The 26,430-nt window shown below is 36.5% G+C and carries 28 protein-coding genes; 17 read left to right on the forward strand and 11 right to left on the reverse strand.

The features are described 5' to 3' along the window. Positions 1-7: 7 nt before the first annotated feature. The 3 genes from LG276_RS07195 (at position 8) to LG276_RS07205 (ending at position 3,508) form a co-directional block, all read left to right on the forward strand. Entirely contained in the window at positions 8-1,438 is a 1,431-nt protein-coding gene (locus tag LG276_RS07195) for a LutB/LldF family L-lactate oxidation iron-sulfur protein (protein ID WP_285840938.1), read from the forward strand. Further along, a complete protein-coding gene (locus tag LG276_RS07200) occupies positions 1,428-2,138 on the forward strand; it encodes a lactate utilization protein C (RefSeq protein ID WP_251163080.1) in 711 nt (236 codons plus the stop codon). The genes LG276_RS07195 and LG276_RS07200 overlap by 11 nt, the downstream gene beginning before the upstream one ends. A 398-nt stretch (positions 2,139-2,536) precedes the next feature. After that, the gene (locus tag LG276_RS07205) at positions 2,537-3,508 is read left to right on the forward strand and encodes a proline dehydrogenase family protein (protein ID WP_224935611.1); all 972 of its coding nucleotides are present in this window, start codon (positions 2,537-2,539) and stop codon (positions 3,506-3,508) included. 100 nt (positions 3,509-3,608) lie between these two features. Here LG276_RS07205 and LG276_RS07210 read toward each other — a convergent pair whose 3' ends face one another. Continuing rightward, complete coding sequence (locus LG276_RS07210) at positions 3,609-4,085, reverse strand: glutathione peroxidase (RefSeq protein ID WP_224935615.1); 477 nt, start codon at positions 4,083-4,085, stop codon at positions 3,609-3,611. A gap of 49 nt (positions 4,086-4,134) precedes the next feature. Beyond that, a complete protein-coding gene (locus LG276_RS07215) occupies positions 4,135-4,851 on the reverse strand; it encodes a FadR/GntR family transcriptional regulator (protein ID WP_224935617.1) in 717 nt (238 codons plus the stop codon). Between the two features lie 174 nt (positions 4,852-5,025). On the opposite strand from LG276_RS07215, the gene LG276_RS07220 reads away from it, so the two are divergent. Together LG276_RS07220 and LG276_RS07225 are read left to right on the forward strand one after the other, a co-directional pair. Further along, positions 5,026-6,441 carry an FAD-binding oxidoreductase gene (locus tag LG276_RS07220; RefSeq protein ID WP_224935619.1) on the forward strand — a complete coding sequence of 472 codons (1,416 nt, stop codon included), beginning with the start codon at positions 5,026-5,028 and terminating at the stop codon, positions 6,439-6,441. After that, entirely contained in the window at positions 6,442-7,407 is a 966-nt protein-coding gene (locus tag LG276_RS07225) for a bile acid:sodium symporter family protein (protein ID WP_224935621.1), read from the forward strand. Between the two features lie 67 nt (positions 7,408-7,474). Here the strand turns inward: LG276_RS07225 and LG276_RS07230 are convergent, their stop codons facing one another. Together LG276_RS07230 and LG276_RS07235 are read right to left on the reverse strand one after the other, a co-directional pair. Next, entirely contained in the window at positions 7,475-7,762 is a 288-nt protein-coding gene (locus tag LG276_RS07230) for a YxcD family protein (RefSeq protein ID WP_224935623.1), read from the reverse strand. Beyond that, on the reverse strand, positions 7,750-8,199 hold the full coding sequence (locus LG276_RS07235; RefSeq protein WP_095370049.1) for a hypothetical protein: 450 nt from the start codon (positions 8,197-8,199) through the stop codon (positions 7,750-7,752). Before LG276_RS07235 ends, LG276_RS07230 begins: the two co-directional genes overlap by 13 nt. Before the next feature lie 184 nt (positions 8,200-8,383). On the opposite strand from LG276_RS07235, the gene kynU reads away from it, so the two are divergent. The 7 genes from kynU (at position 8,384) to LG276_RS07270 (ending at position 14,656) form a co-directional block, all read left to right on the forward strand. Next, positions 8,384-9,652, forward strand: a complete 1,269-nt coding sequence (kynU, locus tag LG276_RS07240) for a kynureninase (protein ID WP_251163079.1) — start codon at positions 8,384-8,386, stop codon at positions 9,650-9,652. After that, complete coding sequence (gene kynB / locus LG276_RS07245) at positions 9,652-10,290, forward strand: arylformamidase (protein ID WP_224935629.1); 639 nt, start codon at positions 9,652-9,654, stop codon at positions 10,288-10,290. Before kynU ends, kynB begins: the two co-directional genes overlap by 1 nt. After that, positions 10,287-11,138: a tryptophan 2,3-dioxygenase gene (kynA, locus tag LG276_RS07250; protein WP_373370955.1), complete on the forward strand. Its 852-nt coding sequence runs from the start codon at positions 10,287-10,289 to the stop codon at positions 11,136-11,138. Before kynB ends, kynA begins: the two co-directional genes overlap by 4 nt. A 347-nt stretch (positions 11,139-11,485) precedes the next feature. Then, complete coding sequence (locus LG276_RS07255; protein ID WP_251163139.1) at positions 11,486-11,947, forward strand: signal peptidase I; 462 nt, start codon at positions 11,486-11,488, stop codon at positions 11,945-11,947. Beyond that, positions 11,944-12,843: a hypothetical protein gene (locus tag LG276_RS07260; protein WP_224935633.1), complete on the forward strand. Its 900-nt coding sequence runs from the start codon at positions 11,944-11,946 to the stop codon at positions 12,841-12,843. Before LG276_RS07255 ends, LG276_RS07260 begins: the two co-directional genes overlap by 4 nt. Positions 12,844-12,935: 92 nt before the next feature. Further along, positions 12,936-13,358, forward strand: coding sequence for a GNAT family N-acetyltransferase (locus tag LG276_RS07265; protein ID WP_251163077.1), 423 nt, complete (start codon positions 12,936-12,938; stop codon positions 13,356-13,358). Between the two features lie 233 nt (positions 13,359-13,591). Next, positions 13,592-14,656: a C45 family peptidase gene (locus LG276_RS07270; protein ID WP_251163076.1), complete on the forward strand. Its 1,065-nt coding sequence runs from the start codon at positions 13,592-13,594 to the stop codon at positions 14,654-14,656. Positions 14,657-14,741: 85 nt separating this feature from the next. On the opposite strand, the gene LG276_RS07275 is transcribed toward LG276_RS07270, so the two are convergent. Both LG276_RS07275 and LG276_RS07280 read right to left on the reverse strand, forming a co-directional pair. After that, positions 14,742-16,076, reverse strand: a complete 1,335-nt coding sequence (locus LG276_RS07275) for an FtsX-like permease family protein (RefSeq protein ID WP_251163075.1) — start codon at positions 16,074-16,076, stop codon at positions 14,742-14,744. After that, entirely contained in the window at positions 16,073-16,762 is a 690-nt protein-coding gene (locus LG276_RS07280; protein WP_224935641.1) for an ABC transporter ATP-binding protein, read from the reverse strand. The genes LG276_RS07275 and LG276_RS07280 overlap by 4 nt, the downstream gene beginning before the upstream one ends. A gap of 183 nt (positions 16,763-16,945) precedes the next feature. On the opposite strand from LG276_RS07280, the gene hemG reads away from it, so the two are divergent. Continuing rightward, complete coding sequence (gene hemG / locus LG276_RS07285) at positions 16,946-18,331, forward strand: protoporphyrinogen oxidase (RefSeq protein ID WP_251163074.1); 1,386 nt, start codon at positions 16,946-16,948, stop codon at positions 18,329-18,331. A 27-nt stretch (positions 18,332-18,358) separates the two neighbouring features. Here hemG and LG276_RS07290 read toward each other — a convergent pair whose 3' ends face one another. Continuing rightward, complete coding sequence (locus LG276_RS07290) at positions 18,359-20,032, reverse strand: BCCT family transporter (protein ID WP_224935646.1); 1,674 nt, start codon at positions 20,030-20,032, stop codon at positions 18,359-18,361. Positions 20,033-20,309: 277 nt separating this feature from the next. On the opposite strand from LG276_RS07290, the gene LG276_RS07295 reads away from it, so the two are divergent. Further along, positions 20,310-21,170: an AraC family transcriptional regulator gene (locus LG276_RS07295; RefSeq protein WP_251163073.1), complete on the forward strand. Its 861-nt coding sequence runs from the start codon at positions 20,310-20,312 to the stop codon at positions 21,168-21,170. Between the two features lie 42 nt (positions 21,171-21,212). On the opposite strand, the gene LG276_RS07300 is transcribed toward LG276_RS07295, so the two are convergent. Together LG276_RS07300 and LG276_RS07305 are read right to left on the reverse strand one after the other, a co-directional pair. Then, a complete protein-coding gene (locus LG276_RS07300) occupies positions 21,213-22,415 on the reverse strand; it encodes an MFS transporter (protein ID WP_251163072.1) in 1,203 nt (400 codons plus the stop codon). Positions 22,416-22,502: 87 nt separating this feature from the next. Then, positions 22,503-22,832, reverse strand: coding sequence for a hypothetical protein (locus LG276_RS07305; RefSeq protein ID WP_224935652.1), 330 nt, complete (start codon positions 22,830-22,832; stop codon positions 22,503-22,505). Positions 22,833-23,051: 219 nt separating this feature from the next. Here LG276_RS07305 and LG276_RS07310 point away from each other — a divergent pair, with 219 nt between their 5' ends. Then, positions 23,052-23,213, forward strand: a complete 162-nt coding sequence (locus LG276_RS07310) for a hypothetical protein (RefSeq protein ID WP_224935654.1) — start codon at positions 23,052-23,054, stop codon at positions 23,211-23,213. A gap of 161 nt (positions 23,214-23,374) precedes the next feature. Here the strand turns inward: LG276_RS07310 and LG276_RS07315 are convergent, their stop codons facing one another. Both LG276_RS07315 and LG276_RS07320 read right to left on the reverse strand, forming a co-directional pair. Further along, a complete protein-coding gene (locus tag LG276_RS07315) occupies positions 23,375-23,923 on the reverse strand; it encodes an endolytic transglycosylase MltG (protein ID WP_224935656.1) in 549 nt (182 codons plus the stop codon). Then, positions 23,920-24,297, reverse strand: a complete 378-nt coding sequence (locus tag LG276_RS07320) for a hypothetical protein (RefSeq protein WP_251163071.1) — start codon at positions 24,295-24,297, stop codon at positions 23,920-23,922. The genes LG276_RS07315 and LG276_RS07320 overlap by 4 nt, the downstream gene beginning before the upstream one ends. 268 nt (positions 24,298-24,565) lie before the next feature. On the opposite strand from LG276_RS07320, the gene purU reads away from it, so the two are divergent. Together purU and LG276_RS07330 are read left to right on the forward strand one after the other, a co-directional pair. Then, complete coding sequence (gene purU, locus LG276_RS07325) at positions 24,566-25,465, forward strand: formyltetrahydrofolate deformylase (protein WP_224935658.1); 900 nt, start codon at positions 24,566-24,568, stop codon at positions 25,463-25,465. A gap of 230 nt (positions 25,466-25,695) precedes the next feature. After that, the gene (locus tag LG276_RS07330; protein WP_251163070.1) at positions 25,696-26,418 is read left to right on the forward strand and encodes a DUF5058 family protein; all 723 of its coding nucleotides are present in this window, start codon (positions 25,696-25,698) and stop codon (positions 26,416-26,418) included. Positions 26,419-26,430 lie beyond the last annotated feature (12 nt).

Below are 26,430 nucleotides of genomic sequence, written 5' to 3' on the forward strand. Positions count from 1 at the left end.
TGTGCCAATGAGGATTGGAAATGAGCAATTTACTGATCGAGTAGCGTCTGGTTTAGAAAATCGCTTTATGAGAGGGGCGGTTTCAGGGGCGCAAGATCGCTTAGAAGTGCGTAGACAGGATGCAGCAAATGAATTGGGTGATTGGGAAGAATGGCGAGCACATGGGGAAGAAATTAGACAACATGTATTAGAAAATCTAGATTATTATCTGTTTCAACTAAGTGAAAATGTAGAAAAGTTAGGCGGACATGTTTTTTTCGCGCAAACACCAGAAGAGGCTAATGATTACATTAAAGGTGTAATTAAGAAGAAAAATGCCAAGAAAGTAGTAAAGTCGAAGTCAATGGTGACAGAAGAAATTGATCTCAACCATCATTTAGAATCGGTTGGGTGTGAGGTCATTGAAACAGATTTAGGTGAATATATTTTGCAAATTGATGATCATGACCTTCCATCACATATTGTTGCTCCAGCACTACACAAAAATAAAGAGCAAGTAAGAGATGTGTTTACAAGGAAACTAGGTTACCAGGGAACAGATAGACCGGAAGAATTAACACAACATGCTAGGAAAATGCTAAGAAATGAATATTTAACAGCAGATATAGGTATAACTGGGTGTAATTTTGCCGTCGCTGAAACAGGTTCAATTTGTCTCGTAACGAATGAAGGAAATGCCGATTTATCAACTTCTTTGCCCGATACACAAATCACTGTAATGGGAATGGAGAGACTTGTGCCCTCGTTTACAGAATTAGAAGTATTAGTAGGAATGCTTTCTCGTAGTGCAGTCGGACAGAAATTACCCAGCTATGTTACCGTTTTAAGTGGCCCAAAAGAAGAGGGAGCAGTGGATGGCCCAGAAGAGTTTCATTTAGTTATTGTTGATAATGGTCGTTCAAATATATTAGGTGGAGAATTCCAATCGATCCTACAATGTATACGCTGTGCCGCTTGTGTAAATGTCTGTCCCGTTTACCGTCATGTAGGCGGACATTCATACGGTTCTATCTACTCAGGTCCAGTTGGTGCAGTACTGTCTCCATTACTCGGTGGTTATGAAGAATATAAAGAGCTTCCTTATGCTTCCACATTATGCGGGGCGTGTACTGAGGTTTGTCCGGTGAAAATACCATTGCATGACCTTCTTCATAAACATAGGCAAGTCATTGTTGAAAAAGAAGGAAAAGCCCCCATATCTGAAAAGTTAGCGATGAAAGCTTTTGGTCTCGGAGCAGCTTCTCCTGCTTTATATAAAATGGGTGGGAAATTTGCCTCAAAGGCTGTTGGGCCATTTTCTGATGGGACAAAGCTCACAAAAGGTGTCGGACCATTAAAGGCGTGGACGGAAATCCGTGATTTTCCTGCTCCGCAAAAGGAAAGATTCCGTGACTGGTTTAAACAAAGGGGCAAGGAGGAAAAGAATCATGGCGATTGAAAATAGAGAAATATTTCTTAAGAAAATTGCAGCACGATTAGGAAAAGAAGAAGTAAGGAAGAAGATAGAAAAACCCGAGTGGAAATATGCCCCGCAAAAGCGGGTGTTAAAGGGGGCATCGCAGTCCGAATTAATTTCGGTCCTAAAGAACCAATGCAAATTAATTCACACGGACTTGATTGAAACAAATCTATCAAACTTACCGCAAACATTAGAGGACCGAGTGTCAGATTACGGCGGTGAATCCATCGTAACTTGGCGTGATAGTAGATTAAAAGCATGGGGAGTTACAGCCAAGCTTGAAGAATTGCATAAGCAAGGGGTAGCGTACTATGAATGGAATCATGAAGTTGAAGTAGAAAATATCGCAATAGCTGAAAAAGCAAACATCGGATTAACGATTAGTGAGATTACCCTTGCAGAATCGGGAACTGTCGTATTATTTAGTGATAAACACAAAGGCAGGACAGTCAGCTTCTTACCGGAAAAATCAATTATACTTGTACCTAGAAGTTCTATTGTACCGAGAATGACACAAGCAGCGGCCTATATCCAGGAAAAAATAAAAGAAACAGGAGTCATTCCTAGTTGTATTAACTTTATAACTGGACCAAGTAATTCTGCTGATATTGAAATGAACTTAGTCGTCGGTGTACATGGACCCATAAATGCAACATATATTATTATCTCTGATTTATAAGATTACTGAGGAACAAGGGATTATGCAAAATGAGAATCCGAACAAATACTAGGGATTAGTGTTTGTTCGTTTTTTTTATGAAATGGATTAGTTTTCTTCATTCGGTTGTTTGTTATTATTTTCGTCAATGCGCTTCTCTAGATTTCCTCCCACGCAATTATCATACATATATACAATTATTAGAAATGGCCATTTTTTTATTCTTATCCGCCCTTATTTATTTTTTAAATATAATTTTTTGGTTTGTTTCCGTTCTTTTAGTGGTACATTTATTTTAAAGAAAGAAATCATTGTTTCTTCTTAAATGTAGGAAAAAAATAATTATTCGCAAAATAATTTTTATTGCTAATTTATGATATAATGACCATGTAAAAATTAATAGACAAGGAGTAATCGCTATGCTGAAAGATCTATTTATAGGCTTATCTCAAAATCAATTTTTAAATAGTGCAGCAAAAAAATATGGTTTAAAACTGGGTGCTCAAAGTGTCGTTGCGGGTACAAATATTGAAGAAGCGATTGTTAGGATTAAGGAATTAAATGCCCATGGTATCGCATGTACAGTCGATAATCTAGGGGAATTTGTTAATCAAAAAGAGGATGCGACTGCAGCAAAAGAACAAATCTTAGCAGTTGTTGAAGCGATTCATGAGCATGAAGTCGATGCCCATATTTCGTTAAAACCATCTCAATTAGGCTTAGACATTGATTACTCCTTTTGTTTGGAGAACTTAAAAGAAATAGTAAGTAAGGCTCATGAATATGGCATCTTTATCAATTTTGATATGGAGGATCATGGCCGTTTACAACCTTCATTTGATTTATTAGATGAATTATCAAAAAGTTATGATAATATAGGGACTGTTATCCAGGCCTATTTTTATAGAGCAATAGAAGATATAGAAAAATATAAAAATTATCGTTTACGTATTGTAAAAGGTGCATATAAAGAACCAACTGAAGTTGCTTATACTGCGAAAGAAGAAATCGATAGCAACTATATTAAACTAATAGAATATCATTTATTACATGGTAAATTCACGTCTATTGCAACACATGATCATCATGTAATTAATCATGTGAAGAAATTTGTAAAGGAACACGATATTGCAAATGATCAATTTGAATTCCAGATGTTATATGGATTCAGAAAAGAAATGCAATTAGAGCTTGCGAAAGAAGGCTATAATTTTACCACATATATTCCGTTTGGTGATGACTGGTATGGCTATTACATGCGACGTCTCGCAGAAAGACCACAAAACATCAACCTCGTTGCAAAACAAGTATTTAATAAAAAGACAAATACCATTCTTGGTGTTGCTGCGGGTGCATTCTTACTCGGTAGATTATCTAAAAAGAAAAAATAAACTGATATAATAAAAGGTTCCGAATAGGAGCCTTTTTTTGATTATAGAAAATAGAACATAAGGAACCCCTATATTTAATAGGGGTTTGCTTATGTTAATTTTAGAGCAATTTTTCAATGTCACTTGTTATTTTTTCAGGTTCGGTTGTTGGTGCGTATCTGTCGTATACCTCCCCATTCCGGTCAATAAGAAACTTGGTGAAATTCCATTTAATATTCTTTGAAAGTACACCTTTCTTCTCTTCTTTTAAATAAGCAAACAGTGGATCTGTGTTATCACCGTTTACATCTATTTTTGCAAACATTGGAAAGGAGACACCATAATTCACTTGACAAAACTCTGTTGTTTCATCGATATTTGCGAATTCCTGGTTGTTAAATTGAGCACATGGAAATCCAAGGATGACAAAGCCTTTTTCTTTATACTTTTCATATAGCTCTTGCAATCCTTCAAACTGAGGAGTAAGACCGCACTTACTTGCCGTATTAACGATTAGGATTACTTTTCCTTCAAAATCTTTTAACTGTTGAGTATGACCATTTGTTTTTTTTACTTCAAAGTCATAAATCGTTTTCATTATTATTCCTCCAAACATCAAGTAGTTTTATTTTAGCCGACTTTACTATTTATAGGTAGGATTCCGCTTGTTCATTGAAAAGCATTGATTCGCTTAATTCTTTTCTTACCCTATTAATATGGTTGTTCATTAATTGCCGCGCTTCATTACCATTTCCTGATGCAATTGCTAGATAAATATCACGGTGCTCTTCCATAGTAGATTTTTCCCGTTTATTGTCTTCGGCAAACCGGTTTGACCTCGTTACTTTTATAGTATTTTTCATATGTTCAGTAAGGTTAGTCATAAGTTTAATAAATATAGAATGGTGTGACGCATAAACGATATGTAAGTGAAATTGAAAATCCGCGTGGATGCCGTCTTCGGACGTGGATGCCGTTTCCATCGCTAAAAGCGAATGGCGGATATTGGCTATATCTGTTGATGTCGCTCTAGTTGATGCCAATCCAGCACACTCCACTTCTAAAACTTTTCGTAAATCTAACATTTCATATATATTTGTCTTCGGATTAGCAGAAAGGATAGGTGCTTCAGAAGTTAAACAATCAACTGATTTAATGTATGTTCCACTCCCTTGCTTAATCTCTAAGAGACCTTTCATTTCTAAAATTTTCAATGCTTCTCTAATTGATGTTCTGCTAGAGGAAAAGAGAGTTGCAAGTACTCTTTCAGGGGGGAGGCGATCTCCTGATGAAAGTTTTTGGTTGATAATATATCCTTCTAATTGTTCTGTAATAATCATATGTGTTTTTTTCTTTTGCGACATGATTTCCACTCCCTTTCATATCATCATACAAAAAAAGGGAAAATGCAGCAATTTTAAATTTTTAATTATTGATTTTTTTGAATTTTCTTGTACAATGAGAACATGTTAGACCAATTTTCTCAAAATTCAATAATTGGTCTGTACAATTTGATTTGTAAGGAGAGAGACTAAACAATGAAAACAACAGAGGGCAGTCAAACGAATAATCAAGAATTAGTAAGCGCTTTATTGAGCTTTTTAACAGATGAACAAGTATCTATTAATGAAACCATTCTTAACTTACATAGTAAAGATGAATCCTATCATAAAGGTAGTCATCCTGATATTGTTGTTTATCCCAAAAATGCTAGTGAAGTAAGTCAAATTATACAAAAGGCGGGAGAATTCCAAACGCCGATTATTCCTTTCGGGGTTGGGTCGAGTTTAGAGGGACATGTCATTCCTTACAAAAAGGGAATAACGATGAATTTTACTGAAATGAATAGAATTTTAGAAGTAAAGGAAGAAGACTTTTTAGTAAAGGTTCAACCTGGTGTGACTCGTTCGCAACTAAATAAAGAGTTGAAAAAATACGGTTTGTTTTTTCCTGTTGACCCAGGTGCTGATGCTACATTAGGCGGAATGGCAGCAACCAATGCAAGTGGTACCACTTCTGTTAAGTATGGTGTAATGAGAGATCAAGTACTAGATTTAGAAGTGGTTTTAGCTAATGGGGAGATCATACATACCGGTAGTTTAGCCGCCAAATCTTCTTCTGGCTATCATTTAAATGGATTATTTGTCGGGTCAGAAGGGACTTTAGGCTGCTTTACTGAGTTGACGTTAAAAGTGTACGGTATTCCAGAATTCCAAATGGCTGGTAGAGCAACCTTTCCTACAATTGATGATGCAGTTGGTGCTGTAGTTGGCATCCTACAAGCTGGCATTCCGATTGGCAGAGTTGAACTGGTAGATGAAGCTTCAATTAATCAAGTGAATATTTTTAGTGAGACTAATTACGAGATTAAACCAACGCTATTTTTAGAATTTCATGGTAATGAAGCTGGGCTTCAACAAGATGTTGAATTCATGAGAGAAATTGTAGCTGATTTCCATTGTCAAGATATAACATTTGAAACAGATACGGCTGCTCGTAATCTTTTATGGGATGCAAGACATAATTTAGCCTACGCTTATGTGCATGGCTATCCAGGTAAGAAAATGATGGTAACAGACGTATGTGTACCGATCTCAGAATTAGCGGGTGCTGTTACATATGCTAGAAAATGCCTAGATGAGATTAATTTAATTGGTGGCCTGACAGGACATGTAGGAGACGGAAACTTCCATTCGCTTGTGATGATTGATTTGAATAATGAAGAAGAAGTAAACAAAGCCAAACATTTCAATGAACAACTTGTCTTGTATGCCTTAGAAAAGGGTGGCACTTGTACTGGCGAACATGGTGTTGGGGTAGGAAAAATGAAATATCAAGAACAAGAGCATGGGAAAGCATTAGAAGTGATGAGGAACATTAAGAATGTTTTAGATCCAAATCACATCTTAAACCCAAATAAGGTTATTCCTTTTAATTTGGAGGAGGAGAGTTAATTGAAGATTCTGGAGGCGGTTAGTAATCTCGCAGGAAAATATTTCGCTTTTCTTGTTATTATTGCAGCAGTTGTGGCTTATCTATATCCACCGTTATTCGTAGTCTTCGGTGGATACATTACCTTGTTACTTGGCGTAGTCATGTTCGGTATGGGTTTAACTTTAAAACCGGTGGACTTTAAATTAGTATTTTCTCACCCACTCCCTGTTTTACTGGGTTTTGTGGCGCAGTTTACAATCATGCCTTTGATGGCTTTCGCTATTGCCTACCTTATGCAATTACCGGCAGAATTAGCAGCAGGCTTAGTACTATTAGGATCAGTCCCAGGTGGTACAGCTTCTAATGTAATGGTGTATTTAGCAAAAGGAAATGTACCATTATCGATAACTATGACATCGTTATCCACTTTGATTGCACCAATAGCTACACCGCTCATACTTTTAGCTCTAGCAGGTCAATGGATGCCCGTTGATGCGTGGAGTATGTTTGTATCAATTGTTCAAGTAATTATCGTTCCTATTATACTTGGTTTAGTAGTGAAGAGAATATTCCCGGTTATCGTAGAAAAAAGTATTAACGTTGTTCCACTTATTTCTGTTACAGCAATCATTATTATCGTAACTGCTGTTGTAGGAGGGAATGCTGAGAAAATTGCTTCTTCTGGGCTTTCTGTCTTTATTGCGGTGATGCTCCATAATGCAGCAGGTTTACTATTAGGATATATGGCTGGCGTGCTTTTCAAAATGGATGAAGGTACGAGAAGAGCGATTGCTATTGAGGTGGGCATGCAAAACTCAGGGCTAGGTGTTTCACTAGCAACTGCTCACTTTGGTCCAGTTGCCGCTATTCCAAGTGCTTTAGGTGCTGTTTGGCATAATATATCTGGTCCTATCTTAGCTACGTACTGGTCCAAAAAACCAGCAAAAGAAAAAGAGGTAATCACTAAAGAAACAAAAGCGATTTAACTATATACCAATAATAAAAGAGCATCCACTACGGATGCTCTTTTTTAAAATAAGAGAATATACTAGTTTATTGTACAACAGCGATAATTCCTTGTTCATCGTCAAGTACGAGGTTTATACCTGCATATGGATCGCGATTAAGAAATTCATCTAACCATAATCTTAATGCTTCGATCATATTCGCTGTAATCAAGACTTGCTTACGGCCGCCAACATGAGATTCGGCAGAGAAACCATAATCGTCATCATACATGAGCTCAATTTCGACTTCTTCTAGCTTCACTTGTTTTTTACGAGAAATGTACACACATAATGCATTGACAATATCTTGTTCAGGAATAATTAATTGTTCCATGGATTTGGTTCCTGTTTTTTCTTTTTATCTTTAATCATCGTAAAGATTTTACGAATAATCATAATGACAAAGACGATAGCTAAAACATTGACAAGTAAACCAAGAATACTACCTAACATACCCATATTTCCAAACAGGCCGCCAAATAATAATCCTGCTAGTCCACCTAACATAAGTCCTTTCATTAATCCGCCAGAAAAGAAACCACCATTATTCTTTTGTTGTTGATTTGTAGCTGTGTTGTTTTTTTGTTGTTGATTATTTTGAACGTTCGATTGGTTGTTATTGTTTGTCGTGCTTTTATTAAAGTTTACACCTTTTTTACCTGATTTATAAGATTTCGCCTCAACAGTTGAAACCTGGTCTTGGAAGATTGTTGTTCCTACTGGTGAAAAGACAAGTGCTGCAGTAAGTATAGCTGCAAAAATTTTCTTCATTATCTATAGTTCCCCCTAATAGTGTATTACTACTTATTATATCAAAATAGGTTAACAATTTGTAAGCAAAATTAGATTGTGCGTTTTTTGACATAAATGATTTAAACGGTTATTCATTGCAATGATGATAGAAGTCAGCTATAATTTTCGCGATATAGATAATTTTCAGAAAGGTTGTGTTTACTTGAACATATACTCACTTGCGTTTGCAAAAGAAAAGGACCAACAAGATCAACTGGCAAAATATCGTAAGGAATTTTACCTGAGAGACGATTTAATATATCTAGATGGCAACTCTTTAGGGTTATTATCTAAAAGAGCTGAAAAATCACTACATGAAGTAATTCAATCCTGGAAGGAATACGCAATTGATGGTTGGACCGAGGGAGGGGCTCCGTGGTATTATATGGCCGAAACAATTGGGGAAAGCTTGGCCAAGCTCGTAGGTGCTAAGAAAGCAGAAGTTATCGCATCAAATTCTACGACAGTTAATTTGCATCAAATATTAGCTACCTTTTTCCAACCAAAAGAAGGTAAAAATAAAATTATCGCAGATGAGCTAAACTTTCCGTCTGATATTTATGCGATCAAAAGTCATCTTCGTATGAGAGGCTATTCAGAAGAACAATTCATTAGTATTAAGAGTAGAGATGGTCAGTTTATTCGCGAAGAAGATATTATTGCAGCGATGAATGAAGAAATTGCACTGATTATTTTACCAAGTGTATTGTATCGAAGTGGACAGATTCTACAAATGAAAAGGTTAGTCGAAGAAGCTCATAAAAGAGACATACTAATTGGATTTGATTTATGTCATTCAATTGGTGCCATTCCCCATTCATTAACAGAATGGAATGTTGACTTTGCCTTTTGGTGCAACTATAAACATCTAAATGGTGGACCTGGTGCTGTAGGTGGTTTATATATCAATGAATGTCATCATGGAACAGCTCCTGGCTTGGCTGGATGGTTTGGTTCTCATAAACAGAAGCAATTTGATATGGAACATGAGATGACTGTAGCAGATGACGCAAGTGCATATCAAATGGGCACGCCACAAATTTTAAGTATGGCACCATTATTGGGAGCGCTTTCTATGTTTGATGAAGTAGGGATTAATACTGTTAGGCAAAAGTCATTGCAATTAACAGATTATATGATGGACTTAATTCACAATGAATTAAAACCTTTTGCCTTTCAACTATACAACCGAACAGATGAGAGTAGAGGAGCACATATTTTACTTGGGCATAAAGAGGCTGCGAGAATTTGCAAAGCTTTAAAGGAGGAAGGTGTTATTCCTGATTTTCGCATGCCAGATGGGATCCGTTTAGCCCCTGTGTCCTTATATAATTCCTTTGAAGATGTTTGGCGTGCAATAAACATATTGAAGAAAATCATGGAAGAGGAAACATATAAAAAGTTCGAAAATATACGAGGAGTGATTGCCTGATGGGACATTGGATAGATATTTCTCAGCCACTGCACAATGGGATGGCACATTGGCCAGGAGATGAGGCTTTTTCTTTTAACTTATCTGCAACGAGAGAAGAGACTGGTTCGGTTAATATTGGTCAACTGTCTACAAGTATACATATCGGTACCCATGTAGATGCACCGTTTCATTTTATAGAAGATGGTAAAAAGACAAATGAATTAGATATTAATTTGTATATTGGTAGAGCTAAATTGATTGATTTATCAGGTGAAGAAAGAATCACGACTGCCCTATTAGATCAATTCCCATTACAGAATGTAAAGCGACTATTAATCAAAACGAGTAGTGAGCCTAAGCCAAAGCATTTTCCAACAAGGGTCCCTGTCATCAGTGAAGATGTCCCGTTATATTTAAAAAAATGTGGGGTGGAACTGATTGGTGTTGATTTTCCGTCAGTGGATGAATTGGATAGTAAAGCATTACCTATTCACCATAAGCTCCATCAACATAATATTCATATACTAGAAAATATCGTTGTTCATGATATTGCACAGGGAGACTATGAACTGATTGCTCTTCCACTAAGAATTGAAGGCGGAGATGGCAGTCCAGTAAGAGCAGTAATAAGAAAATTAGAAGGAGGGGGTGCATGATGACAAAAAAACAGGGGCAGCCCCCGTTTGAGAATGAAAATGGGATACACACCGCATTCGATGAGAATATGACATATGGTGAATACTTACAACTAGATCAAGTACTGGGCGCGCAAAAAAGGTTGTCTGGTCACCATGATGAGATGTTGTTTATTATTATTCACCAAGTATCTGAATTATGGATGAAACTTATCTTACATGAAATTCAATCAAGTATTGCGGCCATTGAAGCTGATGACTTGTCGACAGCACAAAAATGCTTATCTAGGGTAACGAAAACACAATCACAAATTATACAAGCTTGGGACGTTCTATCTACTCTTACACCATCTGAGTATATCGAGTTTCGACCTTTCCTCGGACAAGCTTCAGGCTTTCAATCTTATCAATATCGTATGATTGAATTCGCGCTAGGGTATAAAACACCGCATGTGCTGAAAATCTATCAAAAAGATGCCGACTTGAAAGAAGAGTTGTTGAAATCATATGCAGCAAAAAGTCTCTATGATGTGAGTATCCATTGTTTACAGCGTAATGGTTTAACAATTGATGAGACGATACTTTGTAGAGATGTAGAAGATACTTATGAATATAATGAGTCGGTAAAAGAAGCATGGAAATCGGTGTATTTAAATAACGAGAAGTATTGGGAGCTCTATGAATTAGCAGAGAAACTAATAGATATTGAGGATTCGTTTCAACAATGGAGATTTAGGCATATGAAAACAGTAGAGAGAATAATAGGCTTCAAGAAAGGTACAGGTGGCTCATCTGGCGTCGGTTATCTAAAGAAAGTCATCGATCAACAATTCTTTCCTGAGTTATGGATGATTAGAACAGAATTATAAATGAATAAATAGTAATAGTCCAAAAAGCCCTCTACATCATTTGATGACAGGGGCTTTTTTCTACTTTTATAGCAAATTGTTACGTAAACGAATGATAAGATAGGAATAATAAATCATTAGGTAAAAAGTATTGGTTTATTACAGGTTTTGTTTTTTATACTTAAATTTCTGAATATTTAGGTATTTACTCTCTTGTCATATTTTCCTAATATTACTATATTTATTCTTAATTGAAGAACAATTGAAACGAGAAGGGAGGAGGGAGTATTCGAAAGGTCATTTCGGTCATTGGTAATAGTTTATTTGTCCTTCTCATTTTATTAGGTGTTCTTTCTTTATACACGCTAATCACTAGTGACCAAAATCAAGAAAAGCCACCATCTCTATTTGGAAGAAGCCTTCTTATTGTATTAACAGGAAGCATGGAGCCGAGTATCTCACCAGGTGATGTTGTTGTGATTAAACAATCTACGTTCAATCAAATCAACGAGAATGATGTGATTACATACCGAAATGGGGCAGACTTTGTCACTCACAGAGTAACTGAAGTAGCTAAGGATGAGTCTGGCTCTTTTTTTAAGACGAAAGGCGATGCGAATAATACAGAGGATGAGACGAAGATACGGTCTGAACATCTAACAGGTAAAGTAGAGTGGGTGTTGCCGAAAGTAGGCTCTATAGCTGAATTCTTAATCAGTCCAATTGGTTTAAGTTTGATGTTTTTCATTGTTCTTGTCATTATTTTTTCAGACAAGTTATTTAAAAGGAACAAAAAAATCATAAATGAATTTGAGGGGGAGAAGAGTTGAAAACAAAATTATCGTTAAGTTCATTGGCATTATTATTAATTGCTACAGCTATTTTTGGGACAGTTGCTTATTTTTCTAAAAGTTTTACGAGTACAGGAAACACAGTTCAAGCAGCAAAATTTAATGTGAACGCAGTGAATGAAAGCGGTGAGACAATTGGGGATGGACAATTCTCCTTAGGTGAAAACTTTTACCCAGGGATGGATCCTGTCAAAGTTTATGCTTTTGAAATTCAAAAGAATGATACGGAGGTGCCCGTTACTTATCAAGTAGATTTAATTCCATCGGGTAAATTATTCCCTGCCAATGGCAACTCGCCAATTGTTTTGTCATTAGAAAGAAAAGTGAATGGGGAGTGGAAGGAAATCGATCATACTTCAACATTTAAACCGACAGTCGATAACGAGCAATTTCGTATTTTCGCAAGGTGGCCACATGGTGACAATGATATTAACTTCCAAGGGAAAACAGGAAACTTAAAATTGAAAGTTGTCGCTACGCAAGTAGATGAAGAGGAAGGACCTCCGTTTTATACTGGTTCAATTGCTTTTAAGGCAACACCTTCAGGGGATATCAGAACAACAGCAAATAAAGAAGTGAATTTTTATAAGAATGACCAAGGCAATAAAGTCATTGAAGTGAAAATGGGAGAAGGGAATGGGGAGTTCGAGAAAAAAGTCGGTAATTTTACAATAACAGAATCACAAGAGGGAGGAAATACATGGTATAAAGTTGTGACAGATCATGAATATTACGCTGGTCCAAAAGTTTGGAAATTAACAGCGGATCGTGTCAATACTTCTCAGGCTGGTGTAATCGATTTTAGAAAAGATACGAATGTTTATCTAACTATTGAATCGCAACAGTTATACAAATGGTTTACCGGGAATAAATAGTACACACATAAAATGGGGGGCAAGTTGTTTGTTATTGTATGAATCAATATATATCTTCTTTTCAGCCTAATCTAACGAGAAAAGGGTAAAGAATGATATATACGAGTAATCTACAAAATATAACGATAGACATGCTATCAGGGTTTTTTGTAGGATGGGGGAATTATCCGCAACCGGAAACGCATCTATACCTAATGCACAACAGCTATAAAGCGTTTGTGGCCATTGATGAAACAAACAAAAGAGTCGTAGGCTTTATTACAGCTATCAGTGATGGTGTGATCTCGGCATACATTCCGCTACTAGAAGTACGGCCAGACTATCAACAGCAAGGAATTGGAGAAACACTTGTAAAGATGATGCTACAGGAACTGAGCGATATTTATATGATTGACTTATCTTGTGATGATGATTTAGTTCCATACTATGAAAGATTCGCCATGACGAAGGGAAATAGCATGATTATACGTAATTATGAGAGGCAGTCTGGGAGAAATATTAAGAGAACGATATAAACATGTTCTCGCATTAAAACGGGCAAATGCTATTTCAATAGCTTTGTTCGTTTTTTGTATTGGCAAAGGAATGAAATGGAAGGAGTTCACATTAATGTTATAAACACAACAAGTTGAATATTAGTTGTAAAGTTAATGGTTTCCTGCTTTTTAATTTGCACTGGCGGGTTGTCTTTATTTTCCGAAGGACTTCCAGTATGCTTATGTTGAGAGCAACTGTGAGGAGGATACATATGAAGAAAATCTATAGTGATATTATTCAATTTAGAGGTAATCATTATGATTATGGTTTCTTGCAAGGGGAGTTATTAAAGGACTCATTGTCCGTAAAAAATAGAGAAGACCAGTGGAAGGTAAGAAAGCCACGCTTTACGATCAATGTAAAAGAAGCAAAGTCGATGATTACACACTTTGCTCCAGGTGTTTGGGATGAACTAATGGGTTTACAAGAGGCATTAGAATGGCCAATAGAGCGAGTATTACAAGAATACGGTGGCTATCGCGTGAATCATCATAAATCAGGCTGTTCTATATATATAGGTGAGGATTATTTAATCCGCAATTATGATTATCATCCCAAAACATATGAAGGGCGATATACACTATTCCAACCGACTGATGGAATGGGCTATAGTATGATTGGTCCATCGCAACGAGTAACAGGGCGAATGGATGGTATGAATGAGTGTGGTTTAGCAATGGGCTATAACTTTATGAATAGAAGAAGACCAGGTGATGGTTTTATTTGTTGTATGATTGGCAGACTTATTTTAGAGTCATGTCAAGATGTTGAAGAAGCAGTTGCGATGTTAAAAGAAATTCCTCATCGTCATTCCTTTACTTATGTTGTTCATGATAAAAAGGGAAGAAGTGCGGCAGTGGAAACCACCCCAAGAGAAGTGACAGTGCGTGAAACACTATCTTGTACAAACCACTTTGAGAAACTCTTATCAGAAAACCGTCATCAATTAGCAGATTCAAAGCGTCGTTTAGCAGTTATGGAAGAAAATCGCGCAGCAATGAGCAGTCCAGAGCAAGCTTTTCAATTGATGAATGGTATAGGTCAAGGTGTATTTTCTGATTTGTATGGAAGCTGGGCGGGGACCATTCATACATCTGTTTATTTTCCGCGTAGCCTAAAAGTATGGATGGCATTGGGAGGAAATCAACAACCTTATGAGATTGACTTTGCTTCTTGGCTATTAGGAAAAGAGTTATCAATCGAGAGAATGACGGGTGAAGTGGACACGGATATTCCTTTTCTTCATATGGATGAAGGGGCGAATTGGTTTAAGTGAAATGATAAAAAAGAAAAAGCCAGTTGTGCAAGGGAAGAAATGCGCAAGCTGGCTTTAGGGTGGCCTTTCATGGTACTGATTTTGATTATAATTCTCTTCTCATCGCCTTAAGAACATCCACTTTTGTTGCTCTCTTTGCGGGGCGGAGACCTGAGAATACGGTAACGAGTAAACAAATACCGACACTAATAAGGGTCAGTGACCAAGGGATATATGACAATAATAGTCCTTCTGGAGCTGCCTCATCAAATGCTGTTTGAATAATAAATGGTACAGATAAATTGACTAGGAAGCTGACACCATAAGCAACAATCGTCCCAAAGATGGCGCCTAATAAGCCGATATAAGTACTTTCTAATAAAAAGATATTTTTAATTGTACGTGGATGTGCACCAATCGCTTTCATAATACCGATATCCGGTGCCCTTTCCGTTACAGCCATTGTCATCGTATTGTATATACCAATGGATGCAATGATCAATGCAATCGTACCAATAAAGATAAGGCCAATTTTCATAATAAGGAAGATGACATTAATTTGTTTCATTTCATTGGCAATTGAATAAATCATATAGCCTTTATCTTCAAGAGTCTTGTTAATTCCTTCTACTTCTTGAACGTTATTTGCGTATACTTTTACATAATCATAGACTTCTTCCGATTGATTGGCGTCAAGTTCGCCGCCTTCGTACATTTCAGTTGCCCCGCGCATAACGCCAGTGAATTGTTCAACTTCTTGTAAAATTTCTTCGGAAATAAAGACATGCTCTTCATACGCCCAATCACGAGCAGGCTTTTCAGCGATTCCTACAATTTTAACAGAAATGGTTTTCTTCGTTTCTTTCCCATCTGTTAATTTAATGACTTCCATGTCCATTTCTTTATTTAGTAAGTCATCAGTATAGACATAGTCCTCGTTGATATTTCCTTCATCATCGTACAATTTCTCAGGGTTAGCACCGTTTTTAATTAAGCTTTCAGTAAAGTGATAACCGACAACAACTTCATTCTCCCCCTCAGGTAAGCGCCCAGATGCGAGCTTGAAGTCTGCTTTTATCTCTGATGGAAAGTGTGTGACGATGGCATTCGTATTAGATGTATAGTCACCTAGATGGAAGAAAGGCATCTGCGCCAATTCATTCCTGCGGGTAACGGCTTCCACTCCCTCCATCTCTTCAAAATAAGTAATATCTTCATTTGTTAGTCCTTGTGAATCTTCTTTTCCGTATATCTCCACTTGGGTAACCAATTGGTTTTGCATCATATCAGAAATAATCGATTTATGAAGTCCGAAGCCGACAGAGGCAAGTACAATTAAGAATGCAACACCAATCGCAGTAGCAAGTACTGTCATAAACAATCTAGATTTATTTTTCTTTAAATTTTGTCTAACGAACTTAAACTGATCTTTAAATGTCATTTCGCTACTTCCTCCAATACATGACCGTCAACAATTTCTATTGTACGATGACCGAACTCGGCAACCTCTTCATCATGAGTAATGATAAGAAAAGTAATCCCTAATTCTTCATTTAATTGTTTAATGAAAGCGAGTAAGCTTTTCTCTGTGTCACTATCTAGACTACCTGTTGGTTCATCAGCAAGAATAAGAGGTGGATTTACTACAAGTGCACGTGCAATACTGACCCTTTGTTGCTGGCCACCGGATAACTCGCTGGGATAATGGTCCTTGAACTCTGCTAGTCCAACACGCTCAAGTGTCTCTAACGTTTTTTGTTTACGTTCCTTTTCATTCATCCCTTTAAAAGTTAGCGGCAATTCAACATTTTGGAATGCTGTCATACTTGGAATCAATTGAAAGTTTTGAAAGATAAAACCGATATGCTGAAGTCTAAAGGAAGCAAACTCTCCTTCAGAAAGCTCAGTCACAGTTTGATTATTAATCTTAACTTCACCCTCAGTTGGTTTAATAAATCCGCTAATGATATTTAATAGGGTTGATTTTCCAGATCCGCTTTTACCTACAATGGATACAATTTCTCCTTTGTTAATTTGGAATGATACATCCTTCAGAACAGGTATGACCGTTTTCTTCTCTTTTTTACCTATTTCAAAAGAATGATAAATCTTATTTACCTCAATCATGCATTTTCCCACCTTTTCTTTTGAATACAACATAATAGACGTAAGTGAAATGAAGTATCCCTACATATTTAGCTAAAAAATCTTTTTTAAATGCAAAAGTCATTCAATTGTTGATAGAGATCGAGTTGAAGTAGTGATGTTGTGATAAACTATTATCATTGAGAAAAAGTTGAGGTGTACGTAATGGAAACGGTGTTGATCGTCGGTGGTGGCATAAATGGTCTGTCAGCTGCCCATGAACTACAAAAATGGAAAAACGCAAACAATCGCGACATTCGCATTATATTAACTGAAGCACAAAATCATCTAGGTGGAAAAATTAAAACCGTTGAAGCGGGTGGATTTATGATGGAAACGGGCGCTGATTCTATTGTCTCAAGGAAAGTAATGGGGAGAGAAATCTTTTCAGAACTGAATTTAAGTGATGAGGTCGTTTATAACGGGACAGGTCGCTCTTATTTATTTACCGATGGCGAGATAAAGCCCATCCCAGTTGATGCCGTATTTGGTATACCGACAAGTATCGAGTCATTGGCTAAAAGTACATTAGTCTCTGCTGAAGGTAAAGTTCGAGCATTAAAAGACGTTTATCACCATGAGAATCCATTTACAGTTGAAGATAGTATTGGTGACTTTCTTACCTATTATTTTGGTGAAGAATTAGTAGAGAAGCAGATTGCTCCGGTATTATCGGGTGTTTATTCTGGGAAACTACAAGATTTGACGATCTCATCTACCTTGCCAGCTGTTTTCGAATACAAAGAGAAATACGGAAGCATTATCATGGGGTTCAATGCTCATAAAGAGAAATATCAGAGTAGCGGTGAAAGGAAGTTCCTCTCTTTCAAAAATGGTCTGTCAACAATTATTGGCGCATATGAAAAATCTCTTGGAGCAGTGGAAATCAAAAAAGGATACGAGGCAAAATCAATACAAAAAGAGAAGCAACATTATAAGGTGAGTTTTTCAAATGGTGAAGTGATGAAAGCAGATCATATTGTCTTAAGCACTCCACATCAAGTTGCGCAACAATTACTTGATGACGCAGCGTTGAAACAGTATTTTTCTAACATGAAAAACAGCTCACTCATTAGTGTTTACATAGGATTTGATGTTCCTGATGCGGTTTTACCCGAAGATGGAACTGGCTTTATTACTTCAAACAATAATGAGCTACATTGTAATGCATGTACATGGACAAGTAGAAAATGGAAACATACGTCTAAAAGTGGAAATCTCCTTGTCCGTCTCTTTTACAAAAGTAGCCATCCTTCATTCGGTAAAGTGAAGGATATGGAAGATATAGGATTACTTGATCTAGCAAGAGAAGATTTACAGAAAAGCTTAAAACTAGCTGCTGAACCCATTGTATGGGATATAACAAAATGGAATGAATTAATGCCTACTTATACACTGGACCACCCGCAATTAATCAAAGGAATTGAACAAACACTTATAGAGAAATATCCTGGTGTGTATATAGCAGGAAGTTCTTACTATGGTTCAGGGATTCCGGATTGTATGGAGAATGGTATTGAAGTGGCTAGAAGAATAACAGCTACATTGTGAAGAAGTAAAAAAACAAGAGGGGGAAGGTTATTCCTCCTTCTTGTTATTTAGTTCTTCCATTTTTTCTTTCTTTTTCTTTTTTAAGCGCTTTTTCTCTTCTTCCATTTTACTTTCAATCCAACGTTTTTCTTCTTTTAATTCTTGTTTGATTAATTGCTTTTGTAACCTTCTTGACATCAATTTATCTTTTGTTGCTCCTGAAAGCTCTATTTCTCTTTTCACTTGCTGAAGTTCTTTTATTAAGGATATAGTCATTAGAATCATTACAAAGGAAAATGGGAATGCAGCAATAATCATTGTATTTTGTAGTGCTTGAAGCCCTCCGGAGTAAAGCAATACAGTAGCAATGGCAGATAATAAGACGCCCCAAATGAGTTTATTACGATTAGAAGGATTTAACACACCTTTTACTGATTGCATACCTAATACAACCGTAGCTGAATCACCTGAAGTAATAAAGAAAATGGAAATCAAGATGAGAGAGAGGAGAGATGTGATAAAACTTATAGGCATCTCTTTCAATGTCCCAAATAGCATTTGCTCAGTATTCATCGAAGCCAAATCAGCTATCCCTGTCATTTGCATATCGATAGCTGTGCCTCCTAAGAAAGCGAACCAAATAAATGTAACGATGGTAGGTACAAGCAATACTCCAATAGTAAACTCACGTATGGTCCTTCCTCTAGATACTCTTGCTATAAAAGTGCCAACATACGGTGACCATGCCATCCACCATGCCCAATAAAAAATTGTCCAATTATTAATCCATTCTCTACTTTGTTCATTATTTGGTGTTAATCTAAAGCTCATTTCTGGCAGTCTTTGTATATACTTCCCAATCGTATCTGTGAACAAATTTAAAGAATAAACAGTCGAACCAAAAACAATAAAAAAGACTAGGAGTACAAGGGCAAGTATCATATTGACATTAGATAAAATTTTAATACCTTTATCAATCCCAGTAGTGGCTGATATTAAGAAAATGACTGTAATAATGATAATAATCACTAATTGGATAAGAAAAGAATTAGGGATATTCCAAATGTAAGAAATCCCACCATTTATTTGACTAGCTCCAAAGCCAAGAGTAGTTGCAATTCCTGCAACAGTGGCAATAATCCCGATAATATCCACTATTTTACCTAACGGACCGTCTGTATTTTTCATAATAGGAGATAGTGTAGAGCTAATTGAACCATCTCCCCCTCGACGGAAATTGAAAAAGGCAAGACAAAGAGCAATAAGGACGTATATACTCCAACCATGAATACCCCAATGAAAATAGACATACCTTAAAGCGTCCATAGCTGCTTGATCGGTACCAGTTTGCCCTGTAGGAGAATCAATAGCGAAATGAGAAATAGGTTCTGCTGTTCCCCAAAAAAGAAGACCTGTTCCCATCCCAGCACTAAACAAAAGGGCAAACCAAGTAGGATAACTATATTCTGGTTTTTCATCTGACTTCCCCAGTTTTAATTTCCCATATGGGCTAACAATTAAAAATAAGCAAACACAGACAAAAATCGTGACTATGATTAAATAATACCAGCCAAAAGTAGAGGTGATGGCTGATTGAATAGCAGCTGTATAGTTTTCCATCACTTTTGGAGCGAATGCACCGATAAAAATTAAAACGAGTAAAATACCGACTGACCAATAAAAGACGGCCCCGAATTTCTGATGTTTAGTTTCATTATTCACTATCATATACCACCTTTTTTATTGTCAAAGCGTAACTCCTGATATTAAATGGAAAAATCCCTACTGTAATTCTTTTACCTTTTCTAGTGTTTCGAATTAAGACAAATATTATGTACACTTATCATGTGAAAATGGTGTGTGGAATAAGGAATATTGCAGTGATAGGAAGTATTTTTGTTCCTTTATGCGACCGGAGTTAACCTATCCAAACAGAGCAATAAATGACAGGCGTAAATAAATGATGCGATATACAATCAAACCGAAGGGAGAAGAGTCTATGAGTTGGGTAACAGATATACAAAAAGCGTTGGATTATATTGAAGCAAACCTGTTGAAAAAGTTAAACAGTAAGGAGGTAGCCAAACAAGCGAATACTTCTCCTTTTCACTTTCAACGAACGTTTGCGATTTTAACGGATATGACGCTAGGGGAATATATAAGGCGACGAAGATTAACGGGTGCAGCCATTGAGCTTGGTAATAATGATGAGAAAATTATTGATATTGCTCTAAAATATGGCTATGAAACCCCAGAAGCATTTACTAAGGCATTCAAAAAGCAACATCATATCTCACCATCAGAAGTAAAGAAATACCGTGGAAAGTTGAAATTATATCAGCCCTTAAAAATACATGTAACATTAGAAGGAGCCGAACCAATGAATCATACGATTATTTCAAAAGAAAGCTTTCAAGTAGTAGGCCTAAGAAAAAATTATTCCCTTGAAAAAGATGAAAACCTAGCAGAAATCCCAAAGTTATGGAATCAAGTCAATCAAGATGGGACTTGTGATCGCTTACTTTCATTAAATAATGGCTCAATAAAAGGTGTACTTGGTGTTTGCGTGGATCATATAAATCAAAGGGAGATTGACTATTGGATTGCTGTCAATCATGAGGGCCATTCTACTAGCTTTGAAACAATAACGATTCCAGCCTCAACTTGGGCCGTATTTCAAGTGAAAGGAGAGATGCCTAAAGCAATCCAGCAAACGTGGAAACAAATATTCTCAGAATGGTTTCCAACAAGCGGTTATAGACATGCGGGAACCGCTGAGTTAGAGGTATATCCTGAAGATGGCTCTAATCGTAGCGATTTTTACTCAGAAATTTGGATCCCTGTAATCAAAGAGTTGTAAGTAAAAAAAGCTGGGTTGTAATCATGAACCCAGCTAAATGATTTAAGAGGTTTGCTTGAGGTTTGTGGTTTCCTGCACAAAAACATTTCTTCCAGCCCCGATCCCACATAAAGTAAAAAGAACGGCAATAGTAATAAGGGCAAAAAATGCTGTATGCCATTGGTGAAAAAGGTCATAAAGAAGTCCAAGTAAGAAAGGACCACATGCTGCCAATAAATAACCAAAAGATTGGGCCATGCCAGAAAGAGAGGCAGCCTGTTCACTGTTCATAGATCGTAGACTCATTAATGCTAATGAATGACTTATCGCAGCGCCTAAAGAAAGACCAATGAGGATAATACTCAGAAATGTGATCACCATTTTTGAAGTGAGAAATAACCCGCATAAACCAGTGATAAGGGTTGTACCAATCCCTAACCCAATCCATTTTTGATGTGATAATCTTTCTCCTAAAATAGGAATAAAAAAACTTGCTGGTAGCCCCGAGAATTGCATGATAGTAAGCATCCAACCACCCATTTCTAACGTGAAACCTTTTCCTATCAATATCTCTGGTAACCATGTGGAAAAACCGAAATAGATAAACGATTGTAATCCCATAAAACCGGTGATTTGCCATGCTATTCCCGACCTAAACAATGTAGAGAATGAAAGGAGCGGAACAGGATTTTTTTTAGGTGCCTTTTTAATAAATGGTATCCATAGAAGACAAGCAAGTAAAACAGGGATTACCCAAATTAATAGACTGGTTTTCCATGCAATCCCATAGCTAGAAAGTGTGCCACTAATACCTGGTGCAAAACCAGCAAATACCCCCATTGATAGCGTATATATGCCAGTAATTAGCCCTATTTTTAAGGGGAATTGTGCTTTAACAAGACTAGGGAGTAACACGTTACAAATACCTATCCCTAATCCGATCATGAAGGTACCAAGAAATAGTATGAACATAAAATTAGTAGAGCGCATGAAGACACCTAGACCTATCAGTGTTAGCCCACAAAAAAGCACCCTCTCAATTCCCCATTTCTTTGCAAAAAAAGGCGCAAAGGGGGAGATAGCCGAAAAGGCTAATAAAGGGAACGTGGTTAGTAAACTCACTGTACTCGTATTAAACTGCAATTCATGTTGTATGTCACCAATAATGGGGCCAACTGAAGTAATCGCAGGGCGTAAATTGAATGCAATTGTGATAATCCCTATAAAAATAAGTATATTCCTACCTTGAACGCTTCTATCTGTCATAATTAACGCCTCTTTTCAAGTAATCAAAGACGCGTTAATTATAATGAATTTTCTGATATTTGTATAGGGCAATGAAATGTTTATCTATTATTTATTGGTCTTAGGTGGTAATTGGAGGCTTCGTAACAATTGGGTCTCTATACTATTCTGAACAGTATGCTCGATGAAGAAATCACTAATCATTTTTTTATACTTCTCGTCTTCAAACATTTTTTTATTTTGCAGTTCCATCTCAGCGAGTCCTTCATATTTGGCAATGAGGCAATAGGTATGGTCATTGCCAGAAATAGGGCAGAGGATTTCAATCTCGTGACTGTAGTTTTCGTTGCGAAAGCTTTTGATATTAGCGAGATTTTGAATGCCTTCTTGAAAGTTTTCTTGTTTTAGTTGAAATGATTGATATACATATATACTCATAATGAACATTCCCCAATCTTCTTTTATCAATTTAAACTTCACTCAATTTTGGTCGATATAGAATGATATAGGAGTATTTTGACATTAATATACCACGATTATTCATTTTCTTCTTAGAAACTTAATTAACGTTAGGGAGTTATGTAGTTTTTGCTCTATTATTTATCGGAATGTCTTTAAAGGTAGGGGAAATTCGACTTTTACTCAGTTGGAGAATTTATGCTTTATGTAAGTGTAAATCAAGTTTGGGCAGCTAACAATGTGGAATTCACACTTGATGAACGAGCCAATGGGATTTGCCCAGCTAACAATGTAGTATTCATGCTTGATGACCGAGCAAATCAAAATTTGCGTAGTTACCTTTCCGATTTTTACACATAATGAACGAGCAAGTCACATATGCCCAGCTAACTATCTGATATCGCTTTGATTGGTATGAGGAAACAGTTGCTACTCACTATTTGTTTATGAGGTTTATGAATGAAGAGTTAGGAAGGCAATAAAAAAGCACCTGATGACATCAGATGCTTTTCCCATGATGGTTACTTCTTAAATACCTTATTTACAAGTTCGTTCATTGACATGTCACTATTTACTTCAAAAGTCCCTGGACGTAGATCATTTTCTAGACCCTTTTTCTCTACGGCATCAAAAAAGTCTTTACCATTTTTAATGATTTTTGCAGACTCAAGCGCATTACCGACGTCGATACTAGTCATACCAGAGGTAACTGTGAGCATCGTACGGTAAACAGCTTTTTCGTTTTCATTTGCTTTTGCATCGTTAAGTTGCTTTTTAAGCTTTTCATTTTCTTCTTTAACAGTTGCAATATCTTTCATATCTTTATTGATATTGTTCCATTCTTCTTCACTGTGAATAATAAATCCTTGAGATTGTAGGGCTTCTTCCATCTCTTCTGTACTAATTTCTTCTTTCGTTGCTTCTACGGGTTGATCGACTTCTTCTGTTGCTTTTGGCTCGGCAGCTTCTGTCTGTTTGCTATCGGCCGGACTAAGGAAATAAGTAATCCCGAGAATGACTGCTGCGACAATTAAACCACCAGCAAAGCTGCGCATCGTTTTCTCACTCATTGAGCTACTTTGCTCCTTTCCGTACTACGTTTTTCGTATGGAGCTAGTAGGTTATTCACTTCTTGTAATGACATCTTTAGTTTTTGAGCGATGCTTTCGTGGGAGTATCCTCTTCTATGTAGGTCAATCATTTCACGTAGAAGTAATCTATGATCCGATTGTACTTCAGATGTACCTGCTTCTACCGCTGTTATCTCAGCATCTATTTCCATGAATTTTACTTTTTGCTGCAGTTGGTGAATTTCATCCATTAAGGAAAAAGAAACCTGGTCAATATGTTGTTCTTGTTCTGATTTCGATTGTTTACCCTTAACAAATGATAAAATGAGCAACACAACAGCTGCACCAAGTAAAATGGCTAATACCCATTCCATCTTATAATTCCTCCTTATATGAAACTATTATCCTGTGATTTTATAATTATACCTTCCTTTTTGTCGAAATACGATTATTTATGTCAAAAATGCCACTAAAGTCATATTTTTGTAACATAAAAACACAGGTTGCATGCTTCTATTATAGTATAAGAGAATGGGGTCTAAATTCAAGCAATGTACAATGAGTGTGTTTTTTTTTGTAAAAGGTTTGCGTCTTTATGAAAGAAAAGGTTAAAATGCAATAAATAGTTTGAAGGAGTGCAACATGAATACATTATTTAATAATCAAGCAAAAGTTTATAAAGAGAAAAATAAAAACAGGGGTCGTCTGCTCATCAAATGTCCTGATCAACCAGGTATTGTCGCCCATATCTCGAAATTTTTATTTCAACATCAAGCTAATATTATCGAATCCAGTCAATATTCCACTGATCATGAAGGCGGCAACTTTTTTATGCGTATTGAATTTGAGTGTCCTGACCTTCCACAAAAATTTGGACAAATGAAAGAGTCATTTATAAATGTTGCTCAAGATTTCGAAATGGAATGGAAGTTACAACAAAATAGTGAATTAAAAAGAACAGCAATCTTTGTTTCAAAGCAGCTCCATTGTTTAAGAGAGATACTATTAGAATGGCAGAATGGCGATATGATGATGGAAATTCCATTAGTTATCAGTAACCATCTAGAGGCAAAAGAGATTGTTGAGTCATTAGGAATTCCTTTTTATCATATCCCTGCTTCGAAAGAAAATCGTGAAGAAGTGGAAACACAGCAGCTACAATTACTTGAAGAGTATAATATAGATGTTGTCATTCTCGCTCGTTATATGCAAATTTTGACGTCTCGATTTGTTTCTGCTCAAGCTAATAAAATCATTAATATCCATCATTCGTTTCTACCGGCATTTGTTGGTGCGAAACCATATGATCGTGCCTATGCTCGGGGAGTAAAGATTATCGGTGCAACTTCACATTATGTAACCAATGATTTAGATGAGGGGCCGATTATCGAGCAAGATATAAGTCGAGTTGATCATAGGGATGAAGTAGAGGACTTGAAGAGAAAAGGAGCCTCAATCGAACGCAGTGTATTAGCGAGAGCAGTAAAGTGGCATCTTGAAGATCGCGTGATTGTATATGGTAATAAAACCGTTGTTTTTTAAAAATAAATCGTAATACCTAAATCGGGGAATTTTCCTCGATTTTTTTATTCTAAAAAAACGATGAAAGCGCTTTTTTATTCAAAAAGAATTAGTAAAGTAAGTAAATATCCTTATCTTTGCGGAGTTTTAATTGTTAGATTTCCTTACATCATAATTGACAGCTTGTATAAATTGTTTTTCAATATAACTATCATAAAAAACAGAAAATTATAAATTTTAGGAGGATGATGATGGAGGAGGCAATAAAAATAGCAAGCCATCCAGTTGTGTGGATTATCTCACTTACAGTCATTGGTGTAGTCATTTTCCAAGGAATTAAATTTATTCAAATGGCAATGAAAACGAGAGAAAGTGTAGGTCTAAGTAAGCAAGATGTAAACAGCGCATTAAAAGTTGGGATGATAAACGCAATAGGGCCCTCATTTGGAATTGTGGTTGTAGCTGTATCTTTAATTACCTTACTAGGTGACCCTTTAACATTAATGAGAATAGGCATTATTGGTTCTGCTGCTACTGAATCGATGGGGGCCAATTTGGCTGCAACTGCTTATGGAACAGAACTTGGATCTGAAAGTTTTACAGCAGAAGCGTTTGCGACTGTAGCATGGGTTTTATGTATTGGCGGATGTGGTTGGCTGCTTTTTGTTTTCTTTTTTACTAAATCATTAGCAAATATTGAAAGGAAGGTATCAAATAAGCAACAAACGACGGCTGGTAAACTCCCCATTATGATGATTGTGTCAAGTGCTGCTATGCTTGCGGTTTTTGGTAACTTTGTTGCAGGTGAAATATTTAAAGGGGTGGAAACAGCAATTGTTGCTTTAACTGCAGCTACTACGATGCTAATCGTAAGTTTTATCGCAAATAAAAGTCATCAACTCAAATTCTTACATGAATGGTCATTAGGTGTATCGATTATTGTTAGTTTAACAGTTAGTTATTTTGTCCTTTAAGGAGGGAATAGT

The sequence above is a fragment of the Cytobacillus kochii genome, from assembly GCF_044790165.1.
Taxonomy (GTDB): Bacteria; Bacillota; Bacilli; order Bacillales; family Cytobacillaceae; genus Cytobacillus; species Cytobacillus kochii.

Excerpts from the sequence above, each read along its gene's own strand:
- LG276_RS07195 (WP_285840938.1), top strand. The coding sequence starts at position 8 with ATGAGGATTGGAAATGAGCAATTTACTGATCGAGTAGCGTCTGGTTTA.
- LG276_RS07200 (WP_251163080.1), top strand. The coding sequence starts at position 1,428 with ATGGCGATTGAAAATAGAGAAATATTTCTTAAGAAAATTGCAGCACGA.
- LG276_RS07205 (WP_224935611.1), top strand. The coding sequence starts at position 2,537 with ATGCTGAAAGATCTATTTATAGGCTTATCTCAAAATCAATTTTTAAAT.
- LG276_RS07210 (WP_224935615.1), bottom strand. The coding sequence starts at position 4,085 with ATGAAAACGATTTATGACTTTGAAGTAAAAAAAACAAATGGTCATACT.
- LG276_RS07215 (WP_224935617.1), bottom strand. The coding sequence starts at position 4,851 with ATGTCGCAAAAGAAAAAAACACATATGATTATTACAGAACAATTAGAA.
- LG276_RS07220 (WP_224935619.1), top strand. The coding sequence starts at position 5,026 with ATGAAAACAACAGAGGGCAGTCAAACGAATAATCAAGAATTAGTAAGC.
- LG276_RS07230 (WP_224935623.1), bottom strand. The coding sequence starts at position 7,762 with ATGGAACAATTAATTATTCCTGAACAAGATATTGTCAATGCATTATGT.
- LG276_RS07235 (WP_095370049.1), bottom strand. The coding sequence starts at position 8,199 with ATGAAGAAAATTTTTGCAGCTATACTTACTGCAGCACTTGTCTTTTCA.
- kynB (WP_224935629.1), top strand. The coding sequence starts at position 9,652 with ATGGGACATTGGATAGATATTTCTCAGCCACTGCACAATGGGATGGCA.
- kynA (WP_373370955.1), top strand. The coding sequence starts at position 10,287 with ATGATGACAAAAAAACAGGGGCAGCCCCCGTTTGAGAATGAAAATGGG.
- LG276_RS07265 (WP_251163077.1), top strand. The coding sequence starts at position 12,936 with ATGATATATACGAGTAATCTACAAAATATAACGATAGACATGCTATCA.
- LG276_RS07270 (WP_251163076.1), top strand. The coding sequence starts at position 13,592 with ATGAAGAAAATCTATAGTGATATTATTCAATTTAGAGGTAATCATTAT.
- LG276_RS07275 (WP_251163075.1), bottom strand. The coding sequence starts at position 16,076 with ATGACATTTAAAGATCAGTTTAAGTTCGTTAGACAAAATTTAAAGAAA.
- LG276_RS07280 (WP_224935641.1), bottom strand. The coding sequence starts at position 16,762 with ATGATTGAGGTAAATAAGATTTATCATTCTTTTGAAATAGGTAAAAAA.
- hemG (WP_251163074.1), top strand. The coding sequence starts at position 16,946 with ATGGAAACGGTGTTGATCGTCGGTGGTGGCATAAATGGTCTGTCAGCT.
- LG276_RS07295 (WP_251163073.1), top strand. The coding sequence starts at position 20,310 with ATGAGTTGGGTAACAGATATACAAAAAGCGTTGGATTATATTGAAGCA.
- LG276_RS07300 (WP_251163072.1), bottom strand. The coding sequence starts at position 22,415 with ATGACAGATAGAAGCGTTCAAGGTAGGAATATACTTATTTTTATAGGG.
- LG276_RS07305 (WP_224935652.1), bottom strand. The coding sequence starts at position 22,832 with ATGAGTATATATGTATATCAATCATTTCAACTAAAACAAGAAAACTTT.
- LG276_RS07310 (WP_224935654.1), top strand. The coding sequence starts at position 23,052 with ATGCTTTATGTAAGTGTAAATCAAGTTTGGGCAGCTAACAATGTGGAA.
- LG276_RS07315 (WP_224935656.1), bottom strand. The coding sequence starts at position 23,923 with ATGAGTGAGAAAACGATGCGCAGCTTTGCTGGTGGTTTAATTGTCGCA.
- LG276_RS07320 (WP_251163071.1), bottom strand. The coding sequence starts at position 24,297 with ATGGAATGGGTATTAGCCATTTTACTTGGTGCAGCTGTTGTGTTGCTC.
- purU (WP_224935658.1), top strand. The coding sequence starts at position 24,566 with ATGAATACATTATTTAATAATCAAGCAAAAGTTTATAAAGAGAAAAAT.
- LG276_RS07330 (WP_251163070.1), top strand. The coding sequence starts at position 25,696 with ATGGAGGAGGCAATAAAAATAGCAAGCCATCCAGTTGTGTGGATTATC.